10 protein-coding genes and 1 pseudogene are annotated in these 16,878 nt (G+C 36.4%); 10 read left to right on the top strand and 1 reads right to left on the bottom strand.

Going from position 1 to position 16,878, the window contains the following annotated elements; translation table 11 throughout:
• Positions 1 to 268: 268 nt before the first annotated feature.
• The 8 genes and pseudogenes from CSV73_RS09930 (at position 269) to CSV73_RS09895 (ending at position 12,297) form a co-directional block, all read left to right on the top strand.
• Positions 269 to 1,441: an S-layer homology domain-containing protein gene (locus tag CSV73_RS09930; RefSeq protein WP_143560947.1), complete on the top strand. Its 1,173-nt coding sequence runs from the start codon at positions 269 to 271 to the stop codon at positions 1,439 to 1,441.
• 272 nt (positions 1,442 to 1,713) lie between these two features.
• Positions 1,714 to 3,351 carry a DUF2075 domain-containing protein gene (locus CSV73_RS09925; RefSeq protein ID WP_199093049.1) on the top strand — a complete coding sequence of 546 codons (1,638 nt, stop codon included), beginning with the start codon at positions 1,714 to 1,716 and terminating at the stop codon, positions 3,349 to 3,351.
• A 102-nt stretch (positions 3,352 to 3,453) separates the two neighbouring features.
• A pseudogene (locus CSV73_RS16965) lies at positions 3,454 to 5,333 on the top strand (type I restriction endonuclease subunit R, EcoR124 family); the annotation flags it as partial.
• Positions 5,334 to 5,504: 171 nt separating this feature from the next.
• Positions 5,505 to 6,218, top strand: coding sequence for a dCTP deaminase domain-containing protein (locus tag CSV73_RS09915; protein ID WP_099627427.1), 714 nt, complete (start codon positions 5,505 to 5,507; stop codon positions 6,216 to 6,218).
• A 240-nt stretch (positions 6,219 to 6,458) separates the two neighbouring features.
• Positions 6,459 to 7,646 carry an RES family NAD+ phosphorylase gene (locus tag CSV73_RS09910; protein WP_099627426.1) on the top strand — a complete coding sequence of 396 codons (1,188 nt, stop codon included), beginning with the start codon at positions 6,459 to 6,461 and terminating at the stop codon, positions 7,644 to 7,646.
• Positions 7,647 to 8,272: 626 nt separating this feature from the next.
• Complete coding sequence (locus tag CSV73_RS09905; RefSeq protein WP_099627425.1) at positions 8,273 to 9,781, top strand: protein kinase domain-containing protein; 1,509 nt, start codon at positions 8,273 to 8,275, stop codon at positions 9,779 to 9,781.
• A 720-nt stretch (positions 9,782 to 10,501) separates the two neighbouring features.
• On the top strand, positions 10,502 to 11,107 hold the full coding sequence (locus CSV73_RS09900) for a DUF6037 family protein (protein ID WP_099627424.1): 606 nt from the start codon (positions 10,502 to 10,504) through the stop codon (positions 11,105 to 11,107).
• 470 nt (positions 11,108 to 11,577) lie between these two features.
• Complete coding sequence (locus CSV73_RS09895) at positions 11,578 to 12,297, top strand: nuclease-related domain-containing protein (RefSeq protein ID WP_099627423.1); 720 nt, start codon at positions 11,578 to 11,580, stop codon at positions 12,295 to 12,297.
• 145 nt (positions 12,298 to 12,442) lie between these two features.
• Here the strand turns inward: CSV73_RS09895 and CSV73_RS09890 are convergent, their stop codons facing one another.
• A complete protein-coding gene (locus CSV73_RS09890) occupies positions 12,443 to 13,267 on the bottom strand; it encodes a conserved phage C-terminal domain-containing protein (protein WP_099627422.1) in 825 nt (274 codons plus the stop codon).
• Between the two features lie 557 nt (positions 13,268 to 13,824).
• On the opposite strand from CSV73_RS09890, the gene CSV73_RS09885 reads away from it, so the two are divergent.
• Positions 13,825 to 15,516, top strand: a complete 1,692-nt coding sequence (locus CSV73_RS09885) for a DUF262 domain-containing protein (RefSeq protein ID WP_099627421.1) — start codon at positions 13,825 to 13,827, stop codon at positions 15,514 to 15,516.
• A 95-nt stretch (positions 15,517 to 15,611) separates the two neighbouring features.
• A complete protein-coding gene (locus CSV73_RS09880; RefSeq protein ID WP_099627420.1) occupies positions 15,612 to 16,703 on the top strand; it encodes an S-layer homology domain-containing protein in 1,092 nt (363 codons plus the stop codon).
• The last annotated feature ends 175 nt before the right edge of the window (positions 16,704 to 16,878 follow it).

Genomic DNA, 16,878 nt, shown 5'->3' with positions numbered 1-16,878 from the left:
GTGTGGGTTATTGAGTTTAGTTTAACTATACAGGATAGCTGCGCGATGTATGTTTAGATTAATGAAATATGTAGAGAGTTTTTATTCAATATACTGATTACTTCACCAAAAATATCTGTGTAAGAAACAAACATGAATGTTAAAAAGATTGAAGGTCTTGTGTACAGGTACATAACTTCAAATATTTAAAAATAATTCAACTAACGGATGTAATGATCGAAAACCTTATTTTAATTTGAAAATTTTTCCAGAATACTGCGTCTGTACGTTGCCCGAAAAAGGTATAGACAGAGAGGAAGGAATCTACATGAAAAAAATACAAATGAAAATGTTGATGACAACAATACTTTTACTGACGTTGTTCATCTCGCCAGCAGGAACGGAAGCGGCTACCGGTAAAGCATTCAAGGATGTTTCGAAAAACAGCCCCTATGTGGACGTCATCCATGAGATGCGGGATAAGAACATCATTAGCGGATATCCGAATGGTGAGTTCAAACCGAACGAATCGATTAGTCGGAAGCATGCAGCGGCGCTCGTCAACCGCGCTGTAAAGTTGCCGGCACGCAATAAATTTGTGTCCTTTAAAGATGTATCAACAAAAAATCCTTATTTCACAGACATTAAAAAACTGCAACAAGCCGGCATTTTCACACCGGATAAAAAAGGCAATCTATATCCAAATCAGCCGATTACTCGCGGGGAGATGGCAAAAGTTCTAACGATTGCCTTCAAGTTGGACGTCCAGTCCGACCTGGATTTTAAGGACGTGCCGAAAACCCACCCTGCCAATGAATATGTGCGTGCACTTTATTCGAACGCGATTACAACAGGCGAGGATGGCAAGTATCATCCCGACAGACCTGTCACGCGTGCACATTATGCCGTATTCCTGCACCGGACGCTACATATGCATGATCCAGTAGATCCGTCGGAGCCGGCGCAGCCACTGCGTGGACAGTTAGGGGGCTATTCGGAAGCGGATCTGAAGAATAGCGACCGCCTTGCCTTTCTGATGATGCGTCTGCTCAATCAAAAAGTGACCCGCTACTCAGCCGATTCGCTCATGAAGGAGCCACTGAATAAGGCACCTCACTGGGATTATCGGGAAATCGATCTGTATCCCGCGAGTCAGACCTACGGACAGATGACAAAAGAGAACATTCAGTACTTGAAACGGTTCGTGAGCAAGGATTCCGTAATGGAACAGATGTTGGATCGCTGGGCTGCAGGAGATTTTTCACACGTGCAGCAAGACTATATCGTACTATACAGGATTTATGACCCCGAATACTTTGTCTGGTGTATGGAAGAGACCTGTCTAGATAGTACCAATCTGCACGTGCGGACGAAGCGCGCGGAGGAATTCTTCATCCGTACGGTATTCGGCCAGAGAGGATTAGAACGACACAACGAACAGTGGGCACCGATGGGGAATTGATTAATTCTTAGAGGGGTTTTATTGTAAGGTACCTGTGTGAGAAACAAACGTGAATGTTTAAACCATCATGAAAGTTTCATGCACAGGTATCTTCAATGATGGTATACAAAAATAGAAGATTTAATTTTAATTCACTGGTATATATTAACCGGTGAGTTTTTTGCTTTTAAATCTATAAAGTCTTGTCAACTATAGAATTTCCATTATTCTACTATCATATTTTGCGGAAATTGTTATAATTAGTACTAAAGAATTAAAAAGTAGGTGGAAAAATGTCAGCTATTGAAATATTATCATGGCCATTTAAGAAGAGTGCTATTGATCAAATCAATAATAAACAAGACTTTTTAAACTATCCCGTCATTTATATTCTGAATGGAAACAAAGAAGCGTATATAGGTGAAACTGTTCAATTTAAAAATCGTATGAAAGATCACATGAAAAGTAGAGGAAATATAAATGAAATAAATTTAATTAAACATGATGAGTTCAATCGTTCAGCAACATTTCACTTGGAAACAAAGTTAATCAATTACTTTTTGGGTGATGAGAAATTTACACTTCAAAATAAAAGTAAGACAGCAAGTGACTTTACGCACAACTATTATAATAAGCCACATTATGATCAATATATTTTCCAAGAGCTGTGGAGAAAGTTGCATGAACGTCAATTAGTGAATAATAACCTGGATACTATCGAAAATAAAGACATTTTCAAGTTGTCACCTTATAAGGAATTGACACTAGAACAAATTGATTTAAAAGATAAAGTGCTAAAGTTCTGTGAGAAACAGGTTTTGGCGGAATCAAATGATTTCGGTAGTCTATTAGTGGTTGAAGGAGAAGCAGGCACTGGAAAAAGTGTCGTGTTAAGTTCTATATTCAACACCATTCAAGAGCGAGCAACAGAAATATCCTCAAACTTTTATGGATCGGAAAACTACTTAGTTGTGAATCATGAAGAAATGTACAAGACATACAAAGGCATTGCTAAGAGAGTAAAGCATTTAAAAGCTAAGAATTTTGCAAAGCCAACTCCTCTTATTAATAGGCTGCAGAAGGAGAGCAAGAAAGCACACATCATCTTTGTGGATGAAGCTCACCTATTACTAACCAAGACAGATACATATAACAACTTTTATGGCGAAAATCAGCTAGAAGAATTACTTAAGCTCGCCAAAGTGGTAGTAATCATTTATGACCAAGATCAGGTCTTGAAACTTAAGAGCCTATGGGGTGTTGGTGTGCTGGAAGGGTTAAAGAAAAAGAGTACTTATCATGAAGAATACCAACTGACAAATCAATTTCGAATGCAGGCGAATGATGACGTAATTAATTGGATTAATGATTTTAAATGCAAAAAGTTAACGCCGTTACCGAGCGATGAGAAATATGAATTAAAAGCATTTGAGACGTTAGAAGAAATGCATAAAGAAATCAAATTGAAAAACGATAAATATGGCTTGAGTCGCATTGTATCTACTTTTGATTATTTGCACAAGAAAGACGGAAAAACTTATTACGTAAAAGAGTCTAACGGTGAGTACAAGATGCCTTGGAATACTACCAGCACTAAATATACATGGGCTGAAAAACCAGAAACGATTAACGAAGCGGGTTCTATTTATACGATACAAGGCTTTGACTTAAACTATGTAGGCGTTGTTTTAGGTCCATCCGTTCAATATGATACTTCAAAAGATGAAATTATTATTGATACTAGCAAATATATGGACAAAGGTGCTTATACAGGAATGGACGGCATTGAGGATGTGAATAAGGCTAAAGAGAAGATTGTTTTGAATTCTATCAATGTATTGATGAAGAGGGGGATTAAGGGGCTTTATATTTATGCTAGTGATGAAGCGTTAAGGGAGAAGTTGTTGGAGTATCAGGATTTAAATGAGTAATAATCTGAGCTTTCTAGATAGAAGCGATTCTGAATTGAACAAGAGTTGTGTGAGAATCCTGTACCTTTCGTCAATGAAAACAAACGATACCCGCCTCTCTATAAGTGCATCGTATTTATTATTGATGAAGCGCACCGTACAACTATGGGGCAAATGATGGGAACAATTAAGCAGTATTTTAGACACAATAGTTTATTCTTCGGTTATACAGGTACCCCCTTTGTTTGATGAAAATCAGGCGAAAGGAAAGATAAACGAAAAAAGTGAACTGATTGATACGATTGGAAAACTATTTGGTCCACTCATCCATCAGTATACGATTGAGGAAGCAATTGCAGACAGAAATGTTCTCGGCTTCCATGTCGATTACATTAATACCGGTGAGTTCAAAAATTATGAAGACCTAAGAGAGCAGCTCATTGAATTACTTCAGAATCAGAATCCAGACGTTGAAGTAAGAGAATTGGAAAGAACAATTCAAGAAATGACAGAGTTAGAGGTTGAAAAAGCAGCTAAAAAAGAAAGTCTTTTAGTTTACCATGATGAAACTCATATACCTCGGGTTGTTGAAGAGATTCTAACACAATGGGAGGCACAGTCTCAAAATCGAGAATTTAATGTAATATTAACCGTTGCCTATATTAAGCGTGTGCTTACTTACTATGAAGAGTTAAAAAAACAAATACAAGAAAAAGATATCCAATTAAATATTGCAATGGTCTTTAGTTTTGGAAGTGAAGATGAGACAAAACGTATTGATCCTCTCATTATTTAAAATATATTCCAAGAATGTGAATCATTTACGGGTATTGAATTCGTAGCCGGAGACCAAAAGCGTGGAGAAGAAGCATACTTTGAAGATGTAATTGAACGTGCAACTCGAGGGGGAAGTGGACGGAATCCGAAAAATATTGACCTCGTAATCGTAACGGATCAATTGTTCACAGGGTGTGACTCCAAGTTGTTAAATACGCCCTACGTTGATCGGACATTGAAATTGCAAGGATTGATTCAAGCCTATTAAAGAACTAATCGTGTATATGGTTCAACGAGAGAATTCGGAACGGTGATTAATTTTCAGTATCCTAAAATCACTGAAGAAATGGTCAATATCGCATTGAAACTTTACGGTAGCGGTGGAACGAGTAGTAAAGCAATTGTCGAGCCGTACCCAACAGCAGTTGAAAGGTTAAAACTCGCATTTATCGAGATGGTGAATACGTTACCTGATCCGACATACTGGCAATCCATTGAACCGTATGAAGAGCATAAAAAAACAGTTCATACAAGTGTACAAAGAAGCTGCTGCACAATTTAACTTAGTTGAACAGTATTATGAATATGCATGGGATGATGCAGCATTTGGAATAGATGAACGTACGTGGCTTCAATACACCGGTGCTTACCGTAACTTAACCTTTGAAGCAGGAGAAGAGTTACCGGATGATATAGCACCTGCTTTAGTAGGCAGAACGAAACTTGCAGGTTCACAGATCATTGATGCCAATCATATTCTGAACCTCATTGGATCTAAAGCAACCTCAACAAATGGCATTCAAACGGTCGATGCAGAAACGTTACGCATCATTCATCAAGAAATCGAAGAGTTGAGTAACTTTGGTGAACATGAACAAGCGCAATTACTAAAAGAGTTTGTGGTGGAAGAATTACAAACTGGAAACGTGTCCAGTAATATCAATTTCGATCAGGCGTTTGAAGATTGGAAAAATGATAAGAAGAGAGTACTGATTTACGAAGTTGCTGATGAGTGGGGCATAAGCGGCAAAATTTTTGAAAAGTCCATCGATGCTTATTCAACGACTTCACCACAAGACATTCCTTTTATTGATGACTTGATCGATAGTCTGGATTTCTCAGCTGCAACTAAAAAGCAAGGTGCTAATCAACTTATGCATAACTTTGCATTGACGCCTTATCTGGTGAAGGTTGTTCCGCAGATTAAATCGAAGTTTAAATCGTGAGGAGATATCAATAAAAATAAAGTTTCTGTGTGAGAAACAAACGTGAAAGTTTCATGAACAGGTACCTTTAATCGAAATTGTGATATAATTTACACAATAATTCAATTATGGTACCAGTGTAATAGTTTCATGTTTTCAATTGACATATTCTGAATGATGGGTGTGTGTGCCTTGTTGTTAAGTAATACCGATATAAAAAGAGAATTGGTCAGAGCTAAAAAACTAAGCATTTATCCCTTAAATGTGCACAATATCAAGGCTAGCTCAATTAATTTAACTGTTAGTGCTCATGCGTGGGATATTAAGTCTGGGGATTCCGTTGTTACACCTGATAAGAAAAAAATAATTATAAAGGCTTACTCGACTGTATCAGTTCACACTCAAGAGGCAATATGGGTTTCTAGAAGGATAGGAGGTACATATCATCCAAGGGTTTCCTTGGTAGCAATAGGATTAAGTAACATATCCACCACCTTAGACCCTCAGTGGTTTGGTCTTTCTCTAGTTACAATAAGCAATTTTACAGAAAAAGATATTAAGCTTAATGTAGGAGATGCTTTTGTTTCTATTATGTTATACTATGTCAACTCTCCTGCTGAAAGGGGGAATATAGATAATCAGGCTAGTAGACCTGACTTATATAGTAGGTTTAATTTAACAGATGAAGACAAAGTCTTTCTTAACGAACCGTGGCATAAAAATCATCCTTCTGTAGTTGCTGCAATGAAAAATTCTACTCCTTATACAGAGCTTGTAAAAGATAAGAAAAGGTTCAGTAATGGATTCAAAAGAATTATTTTTAACCACGTAACCGGGGGTATCTTGGCAGGAATAATAAGTGGTATTATAACAGGCATTATTATTTTTAAGCTAGGTATGAGTTAATACCCATATCTAAAAATGACCTTTCTAATGATATAGAGAGGTCATTTTTTACTATAGATATCTTTGAAGCTAATCAGCATTATATACATAATAGCTTTACTCGAAATTTTAGCAAGGAAATGGGAATTTTAACTATTGATAAGTTATAAAATAAAGTACCTGTGCAAGAAACAAACGTGAATGTTTAAACAATCATAAAAATTTCACGCACAGGCACCTATTATTAAAAGAGGTGTCGTTATGGAAGGTTGCCAGAATTGTTATTATCCTGGTTTATTTAAGGTGTTTTTCGATGTATTATATGAAGATTACGTGCCTGGAGCTATACGAGTAAATGAACATGTAGATGAAATTGATGGTAAATGTTCTGTATGTAGTGAAATTCTACATGATGATGATTATGTTATTGATGATAAGGACCTTTTTTTAGAAGAGTCGCTTAAGTATTTGGCTAATGAAATTAGTAAAGAGATATATGAATGTCAGTATTGTAACTGGACAATAATTCCTTATGTGCAGCAGTATGAAGACCCACTAACATTGAAAATAATTAGCGAATTAGTTGATGAATATTTTATCCCAAGTGATTTACAGTTAAAAATTTATGACTTGTTACGTTGCGACTGTGGAAATCATGTGTCGCAAGATGATCCCTATGTTTCTAAGGAAGATATGAATGAATGGTTCAATGATGAAGTTGAATTCATTGTTGAAACCTTTAATATTTCTGGAGATGAAACTGATGACTTTATAGGATACCTTCAAGAAAATCCGATGTTGGGCTTGGCTCATCCTGTTGGTGTTAAAATATTTAATAAAGTTAATGATGAACTCCAGGGTATAGAAAAAGTCGAAAGTGGATCTAAATATTATCGCGCAAGAGCTAGAAACAAGTATCAGAGACTTGTGCCATTTATAGAAGAGGAATTATGGAATCCTCCAATTGGTATGCCACAACAAGGTCGGTATAATCCACCGGGTGTTACTAACTTGTACTTAGGTGAATGTAAAGACACTATATTAGTGGAAATTTCGCCATCAAAATTGGACATTGTGGATGTTGCCGAATTTATTGTTACCAGAGACCTTAAAGTATTTAACTCTACAAAAACTGATATTGATATCTTTACTGGAATGTTAAAAGAACCAAATGACTTTACTAATTCATACGAATATATATTTCCAAATTTTTTAGCGCAATGTCTATCGTTTCACGGGTATGATGGTATAGTTTATGCAAGTGTTAAAAATTCAAGTGCACTCAATTTGTGTTTATTCAATGTAAATCGCGATGAGGATATCCGTATGAATGCTATTTATACAAATACAAACTTTACAGTAGAAGAGGACCCATTTGGAATCAAACCTATACGAGAAACTATAATTATTGAAAATACAAAGGCTAAAGATTTAACTTTCCCGTTCTAACTGAATATAAAATTTGTATGTACGAAAAAAGACGATATATAACAATTAAACCTTTTCACTCTATTACCAACAGGTTGAAGTCGGATGGGTTAATTTTAAGGGGGATTAAACAAGGTACCTATTATATGAAATTGTATTGATACAGATGTTGTTGATGATGAAATTACTCGTGTTTTAAATATGTATTGGGGTTTTCAATCAAGGTGAGGCTGAAAAACGCCTTGTATATGAAAAAGGTCAAGCCACAATCGAAGAGTTAAAGCGGTATTTGACTATGCAATGCTTTACTACTATAAAAATGAACCGATTTATGGAATCAAATAACATATTTATAAAAATAAGACGCAATAGTGCGCTTTGGAAATTAGGATGCAAACCTGAAAAGTTGATGAACGAAATTCAAGGTTCAAAATAAACGTGAAACTCCAGTTAGTTGAATGGCCGTTTAAATAAAAAAATGTCTTTGCAGGAAGTCGCGAAGACATAACTCCGTGAACCGCTTTCCAGCATCTAACTGGGGTGATTTGCATTAAAAAAATCACCATTTCTGATATAGCCATTGTGGTAGGTTAATTTTGTGAAAGTAGTATAAATTGGATAAATATATAGTGTGAAGGGAGAATATTATGTCTAAAGAAGATGTAGATATTAATTTGTTGACAAGATTAAGACGTTTTGTAAAGCAAAATAAAAAATCAGTTATTTTGTCATTAGGTGAAGTTTCTAATTTGAAGGAAATAGGTCAAGGCGGGAACGGTCTTGTCTATGGGGGAGTTCAGAACAATCATGAGGTTGCCATAAAGTTTCTAGTAGAAGATAATAGCGAGCGGAAAATAAAACGTTTTAAAGCTGAATATTTTAATATTGTTCTATTGGAAGATCGTAATAACATAGTTAACTATATAAATTATGAAGAACTTTTTTTAGAAGGAGGCTACTTGGTTCCGGCAATTATTATGAAAAGGTACGATAAATCACTTAAAAAAATGAGAAGTGATACTCCCGAAATAAATGAAGAGACATTTATAAAACTATTTTATTTTTTACTTAATACGTTACATAAAATACACCAAAATGGAATAATACATAGGGATATTAAGCCTGAAAATATTTTAGTAACAAAAGAAATAGATTTTGTTTTAACTGATTTTGGAATTGCTAACTATAATCCTGAGTTATATACATTAAAAGCAGAAACCGTAGTAGGAGAAAGATTAGCAAATTATGAGTTTTCAGCTCCTGAACAAGCAATTAAGGGTGTTGTTCCTGCCCATTCGATGGATATATATGCTTTAGCACAAGTTTGCCAATGGTATGTATTTGGAACAACTCATAGAGGAACAAATAGAAGAAGAATTACTGATGCTTTTAAATCAGAAGAAGTAGAAGTTATTGAAATAGTATTAAATAAGTGTCTTTATAATGACCACGAACAAAGGTATCAAAATATTGATGATGTTTATAAACATATTACTGAAATTAAGGAATTAAGAAGAAAAGTTGATCCTTTTGAAGAAATGAATATATTAAATGATGTTATTAGTGCTACATGCCCGTCTGTTTCTGAAGGTTTACAGTTCGTTGAAGATGAGAAATATATAAAAAGGTTGGTGGAAAATATTAACAACCGTAAGTTCAGGTGTAAACTTGAGTATAACACTGGAATGGGTGATAGTAGCTTCAGTAACCTGACGTATCTGGGAAATAGAACAGTTTTGTTGGATTATAGAGAAGTGAAAATCAAGGGAATATGGTTGTATACAAATAGTGGTTATGATGATTTAATCTTAATTGAAATAGATGAAAATGAACCTTTTGTTATAAATGGAAACGAGACTTATTATGCATTAATAATAAACGATGAACATATAGTAGGACCTCATTGCCTTAATTCAGGATATGTAGAAATTGAAGATCAAGTATATAGTCTTAAGGACGTCAAAGTAGATGAATACTATAGAGTAAATGAATATAAGTATATCTCTATAGGCACTAACTTTCATTCTTCAATAATACCTGCGAATGATTCTTTATTAAATGACTTACAAGATAAGAGAATAATCAAGAAAGACGTACATAATTTGATAAGGAATTTAAGAAGGAATAAGCATAGAGAAGTAGGATATAGATTATAGCACCAAATTTTTTTATAAGTGCGGTGTGAGAAACAAATATTAAAGTTTCACCCACAGGTACCTTTAAATAGCCTACTGCATCACACAACTCTAGAACGATTCAGAATAGTGCCAGAGTTGTGTGATGCACAGGTAAACAAAACCTCAATGTCTGTACAATACTCTGATGCTATATCTTTAAAAGAGGTTAAGAACAATGCAACTCCAGAAACGGTTGTGAAAGCTATGTGTACTATTAACATATTTCTTGGTGTTACATCTTTATTGTGAGACATTGCAACGAACACGACAGGCATTAAAAAAACAGGGGGAACAATCAAAAGGTAGTCTGCAAATGCATGAGCAAATGTATGAGTAGGAAATATTTTTAAGAATATACCGATAATCATTGGAAGTATTACAATGATTATCGATCCAATAAAGTTCCTTTTTTCTTTTTTATGGTCTTTAATAAATACCCCTCCAATTAACAGTTGTTCTATTAGCTTTCCGGATTACTGTTTATTAATATACCAAATTGACTGATTGACAACAGGGGTATTCTGCTTGTTGCTTTAATCTGTAAATTACATCTGTTTGAAGTGCTATTTAGCAATTCAAAGTACCTCTTTTCTTAAAAAAGGTACCTGTTGTTAGAAACAAACGAGAATGTTTAAACAACCATGAAAATTCCATGTAATAGGTACCTAATATAAATGATGTTGAAAGGAGACGATCATAATGACTATTGCACATAACCTTAAACATTATTATGAAAGTGAAATGGTTCCAAACGGCAGTGTTAGCCAACTTTTTGAATTTCATTTTGAGAAGAACAGATTTACTCTTTTATTTATAGCGGAAGATGAAAATAGAAACCTCTTTTTTGTCAAAGCAGGAACGCAAGAAACTTTTAACCTACCTATACAGAACAATTTTAACATTGTTACCTTTCTGTCATTTGAAGAATTATCAAAACTTAGGAATTTCTTTGAGATACCTTATAGCAAAAATCCAACGAGTAAATTTAAACCCAGCGACCTTATAAAGACGATTGACACTAATGTTAGACCTGTCCAGAGAGCAGGTATGAATCGTGCGGAGATCGCTGGAGCGTATTGTGTTGAAAATCCCAATGCCATATATTTCGACGCTCTCTATGATTGGGAAACGATAGGTAATGGCAAACATTATTCCGTTAAAAATAGGGCAAAGGTTGAGAAACTTATTCCCGAATTGTTTGAGCAGATTAAAAATAGAAATGTCAGTGTAAGATTTACTGAAACTCCAAAAAGTTCAGATGTTGAAAAGACCGCAATAAAATTAGAAATTAGTAAGTTAGATTGAAGTTTAGTTGTTTTAGGACCTCAGTGTAAGGTAGCTCTGTGAAAGTTTCTTGCGCAGGTACTTTTATTTTGGCTTACATTTAACTAAATTATTCATATAAGGAATAGATAGATGAATAAAAAAGATCGAGTCCCTAAACAATCCGAAAACGATTCTAAGTCGCCTTAGTTATTGCTTAAGACCCGGCTCACCTCAATCCACCTCAAATGGTACAGCATCCACTCTGCCACACTGAAGTCCCGCCAGGAATGTAGAAAAAACATCTTGAAAAGCTACCTGTGTGAAAAACAAACGTGAATGTTTGAAACAGTCATGAAAGTTTCTCACACGGGTACTTTTTTGATTCGAAACTTTAAGTAGGGGTCGATTTGGATAAGTGACAAGCAGAAATAGATTCCAACGTAAAAATGTTTTATCGAGAGTATCGTGATTTATTTCTAGTGCCTCGGTAATAAAAGAGTAACAAGTAAATGTATAAGATTTGGAAAGCGAGCGAATACAAAATGGAGTTATTTTTTGCCACCCTATTATATATCCTAAAATTGAAAGCCTTCTGGTTCCTCGTTGTCATGGTGATTCTTACCACCGTCGTTCAGTTACAGCTGCCGAAATGGCGAGGCGCTGTGGGTGAGCGAACCGTGCAGAAACGGCTCAAAAAACTAGGCGAAGACTACCGGGCTTATCACGATCTCTACGTCGAGGACGCACAGTATGGATTGACGCAGATTGACCATGTCGTTGTCTCTAAATATGGCCTGCACGTCATCGAAACAAAACACTATAAAGGATGGATCTTCGGCAGTGAAAATCAGAAATACTGGACGCAGGTCATCTATAAAAACAAACAGAAATTCTACAATCCTATACGGCAGAACTACGGTCATATTGAAGCGCTCAAAAGCCGTCTGAACTTGCCTAACCTGCCTGCATGCTCCATCATCGCCTTCTCTAACGAAGTTGAATTTAAATTCAAAGAACCGTTCCGGTCAGCTGATGTTGTCCATTATCGTGGATTGGTGAAAGCAATCAAGCAAGATGATAGACCTCGTCTCACTGACAATCAGGTGAACAGTATAATCAGTACCCTGGATCAGCTTGCAGATCTTCCGAAAGAGGAAAAGAAGTTGATCAAGAAAGCGCACTTGCAGCAGGTGCGGAAGAAGTATAACGCCACGCCAGCAAGAAAGTAAAGTTGTGGAGTGGTAGATAAAGTGAAAGTAGTAGTCGAAGCAAAATAACGTGTCGGTGTGAAACAATCATGAATGCTTCACGCTCATGTACCTTTCGCTAAGTTCTGTGTGAACTTGATAGCTTCATTACTATTCGAACTATTGCTTACTTCTCACCAACACTAAAATCAAGAACTGGTGGAACATATGATTCTCTTCTCGGTTTCTTTGCCACGACTAGTTCATTACTATAGTTTTCAAAATTCGTTGCGTTAAACAAAGTCGATGGTCTAAGGAACGTATTAAATTCACGGTGGTTCAACCACTGCTTGGTCTTTAGATCGATGACACGGATGAAATCTTCCTGTGTGTAGCCTTCTTTGATTCGACCGTTGATGAATTTACGGGTAGCAGCGGACTCCGCTTTGAAATGTTTTCCGGTTTTGTCGTTTAGGTATTCAATAACAGAATGTGCGACGTCGAGATTCTTCTCGACAATGGTTTTATTCTTTTTATTCTTAAGTTCTTTGGTTATAGGCCCTCCCATAGTGGGATACGCCTTCATACCAGTGTGGGTTTGCACAGCGTCTAATTGTGAGTTGATAGTCGTCTCATGTTGGGGTGGTGGAGCGTCCACTTTTGGGTCTACGAATATCTCATTTGACGTATAGGAAAATGGCAGCTTTTCATAATCGATTCGGTACCATTTTGTGTTGTCGATTTTCATCTTATTGTGCTTGGAAGTGGAAATCAGATAACCTTTTTGTTCTAAGTCGTACGTTATTCGTTTAATCGTGTTTAGCGACCAAAACGGAAATTCTTCCATCCAGTCGTCATACGTATTGAACACCCATTTATGACCGTCACGGATGTTTTTTGAAATGTTCAAACGGTAGTGAAGTTGTTGCAAGAATAGCGCAGCATTTAATCCAACTTTCATTGCCAATGAAGGTAATAATGGAATCGGATCTTCGTTAATTAATAATTTCATATGGTGGTCCCCCTAAAGTAAAGTGGTGTAGGAGTATCTATTTAGTACTCCTCATACTTCATATAGAGAGTTTTCTAGAAAAGGATACATGGCCTTTCTAAATAGATAAAAGAGCGCATATAGTATTTCTGAATGAATGTTGCAAGTATCCTTACGGAGACGCGTTAAAAAAATAAGATACCTATTAATCAAAACGATAGAGAAACTGTGGAAATCAGTTGCTTTATCGTTTTTTATTTCTTAAAAATAATATGAAACTATATACAATAACCTACGTCTATAGCGCGAAGAAGTGCGTAAACACAGGAAAATAAAGAAATGAAAAAGAAATTATATTGCGGATTGGCTAGGCTACTGCTGGCATACAGTCTCACTGTTTCATAGAAAAGTAAAGTGCTTGCGTAAAAATAAACGTGAATGTTTAAACAATCATGAAAGTTTCATACACAGGTATATTTCACTAAGAGGATTTAATATAGTACAGACTTTTCAGTTCTTTTGGATTATGATAGATATAACGAGAAAAAGTGGGATTACTGGAATGGAGAGGAACTCTCATGAGTAGATTATCTGATAGTAGTATTACTATATACGAAGCTTTACAAAACATTGAGGAAGGTAAGTATGTAATGCCTGCATTCCAACGACAGTTTGTGTGGGGGATGGAGCAAATCGAAAAGCTATGGGACTCCATACTGTTAGATTATCCAATTGCGACTTTCCTTTTTTGGAATGTAGATCAATCTAATGTTACGGGTGATACATACTTCTGCAACTTCTTATCTAGCGTCACGTTTGACAGCAGGAAGCAAGCCGATACCGCGAACTATGAATTGACAGGTATCAACGTTGAAGATACTGACACAGCAGTATTAGATGGTCAGCAACGTCTGACATCACTCTTTTTATCATTGTTTGGAGAAGCAAATTTACGTCCAAAGAATGCTAGGAGGAACACAGGAGACCGGATATTAACAAAGCTTCTTATTGAACTAAACAAAAACAAAATTGCCGTTGATGAAGAAGAATATAACAGCAAAAAGTTTGATATAAAGTTCAGTGATAAAATAGGTAAGTTAAGCCCAACGCAATTCGAGCTTAAAAACATTTTGGATGACAATTTTCGTGATGAAACGACAAGAGAAAGTGCAATTGAAGAGGCGATTGTAAATGTACCGGCAGACAGTAAAGACTATGCCCGAGATATCTTGAACAAATTATATAATAAGATATTTACAGAGAAGTTAATCCGGTATACAGAAATTAAAGATATGAAACAGGATGACGCGCTAGAGATGTTCGTACGGTTTAACAGCGGAGGAAAGGCATTGCGTAAATCAGAGATTACCATGTCGATCCTAGAGGCTTATTGGCCAAGTGCGAAAACAGAATTCGGCAAAATACTCGTAAATTCTTATGATAAGTTTGATACGGATTTCATTATTCGTGCGGCTCTTATGTTGTACGGTGATGTGGTGAAGTCCAATATTAATAAGAAAATCGCGGAAAATCTGAAAAATGATTGGGAAGGTTTCAAAACCGCATTATTCAATGTGGAAGAGTTACTTAAAGAAATGAAAATTGATGTTAGTCGTTTTGCGAATAGCTGGAACGTGTTACTGCCGATTGTCTATTACGTATATTATAATTCTGACTATAAAAAGAATTTAAAAGCTGTTCGGTCCTATTTGCTTAGAGCTATATTTTTCACTTACTTCCAATCCGGAACGACAGGAAAACTACAGCAAATGAAGAGCAATATCAACAGTTTTGATTATGAGATATCTATTGAAATGCTCGATCAAATGAATGATTTGAGAATCACAGATGGGAAAATCGAGGATATACTAAACATGGAAAAAGGCAGTAGAGTAGCAGGGGAAGTCATGTATTATCTGAATCTCGACTGGACTAACAAAAACTTTAAATACGAACAAGATCACTTGCATCCTGACAATAGATTCAATGAAGCGAAACCCGTCTCAGTCAGTATCGACAATTGGAAAACATGGAGAGGTAATCGTAACCGGCTACCCAACTTGCATTTACTTGAAGGAAGAAGCAACGGTAGTAAGAGCGATATGCGTCTCATTGATTATTATAATGATATGAATGATGACCAGAAGAAAGATTTTCATAATCAGGCGATGATCGCGAATGATGTATCACTTGAGATTGACGATTTTGATGTGTTTTATGAGACTAGAAAGACGGTATTGGCGGAGAAGATTCAGATGTTGTTGAAGTGAGAAAATCTTTGTGAAGAGGTTCAGGCACAGGTACCTTTAATCTTACGGTTCAATATTTATAATGAGCATGCAAAAAAGAGAAGGAGGCGGTTGGCGTGTGGAAGAAATGGATGACAGCGTTGCTAATCAGCGTGCTGGCAGTAACAGTGATGGGGAAGGGGGTGCAGGCTGCTAGTTTTAAAGATATGAAAAAATACAAAACCTCGCTATACGTGGAAGTGAATTATCTAGCAGATGAAGGAATTATCAGCGGCTATCCGGACGGTCGTTTCAAGCCGAACGAGCCGATTGCTAAAAAGCATATAGCTGCGATGTTTGTCAAAGCGCTGAAACTGCCGACAGATAATTTGAAAGATCCTAGCTACCGTGACGTACCGAAAAATCACCCATACTATAAAGAAATCGCGGCAGCCTACACGGCAGGATTGTTTTCTAAAGCGGATCAGTTCAAACCGGAGTCAAGTATTTCCCGTGCGTTCATGGCACGTCTGATGAGTAAAGCATTTCAATTGAAAGTGCTGGACAAGGGAGATTATCAGCCAACATATACGGATGTAAGCAAAAAATCAGAGTTTTATACTGATATCATGCGTCTTTCGACGAATAACGTAGCAACTGGCTATCCCGATGGTAAATTTAAGCCGAAGCACCTGATCACACGGGGACACTTTGCGGCATTTCTTACTCGGGCGATGACGGTGAAACAAATGAATATATTGCCAAACAGCGATTATACGTATTACTATACAGACGGTGAAAGTATGTATCGCTATGATCATGAAGGTATCAATAAAGAAAATGGGTTGGATTACTGGAGAATTACAAATGAAACAGAGTATGAAGAGGTTCCGCGCATCGGATATATGCAAAATAAGTCTCACTACGGGGCGGGCGCTGAAGACTGGATGCACTTTGACACTTATCTTGCACATCCATTTGCTGTGATGCAGACACATAAAGATGACGGCATAGGACCGGAAGACTACGGCGATATCTGGATTAATTCCACAAATGCGGTGAAATCTGTACATGGCATAAAGTATCATGATGTACTTGTCGTGGAGAACTATTTATGGTGGAACAAAGAAACCATCATCGAATACTACGCCAAAGACATTGGACTCATTCAGAAGACGGACGGAAAAGGTAACGAGCTATACGGCCTTGTCAAGCGGGTGCGGAACTAAAAGACAAAAAAGACGTGGAGCGTAGAAGCTTTATAAAAAGGTACCTGTGTGAAAAACAAATGTGAATGTGTAAACCATCATGCACGTTTCACGCACGGCCTTTAATCAAGTACTATGTTACGATCGAAATTGACTGCTTTGATATATCATTAGCTACGGATACAGGGTCTTCTTC

The organism is Sporosarcina sp. P1 (assembly GCF_002743155.1).
In the GTDB taxonomy this organism is placed as follows: domain Bacteria; phylum Bacillota; class Bacilli; order Bacillales_A; family Planococcaceae; genus Sporosarcina; species Sporosarcina ureae_B.
The sequence above is the reverse complement of the archived record's forward strand: the minus strand, read 5'-3'. Positions and strand labels throughout refer to the sequence as shown.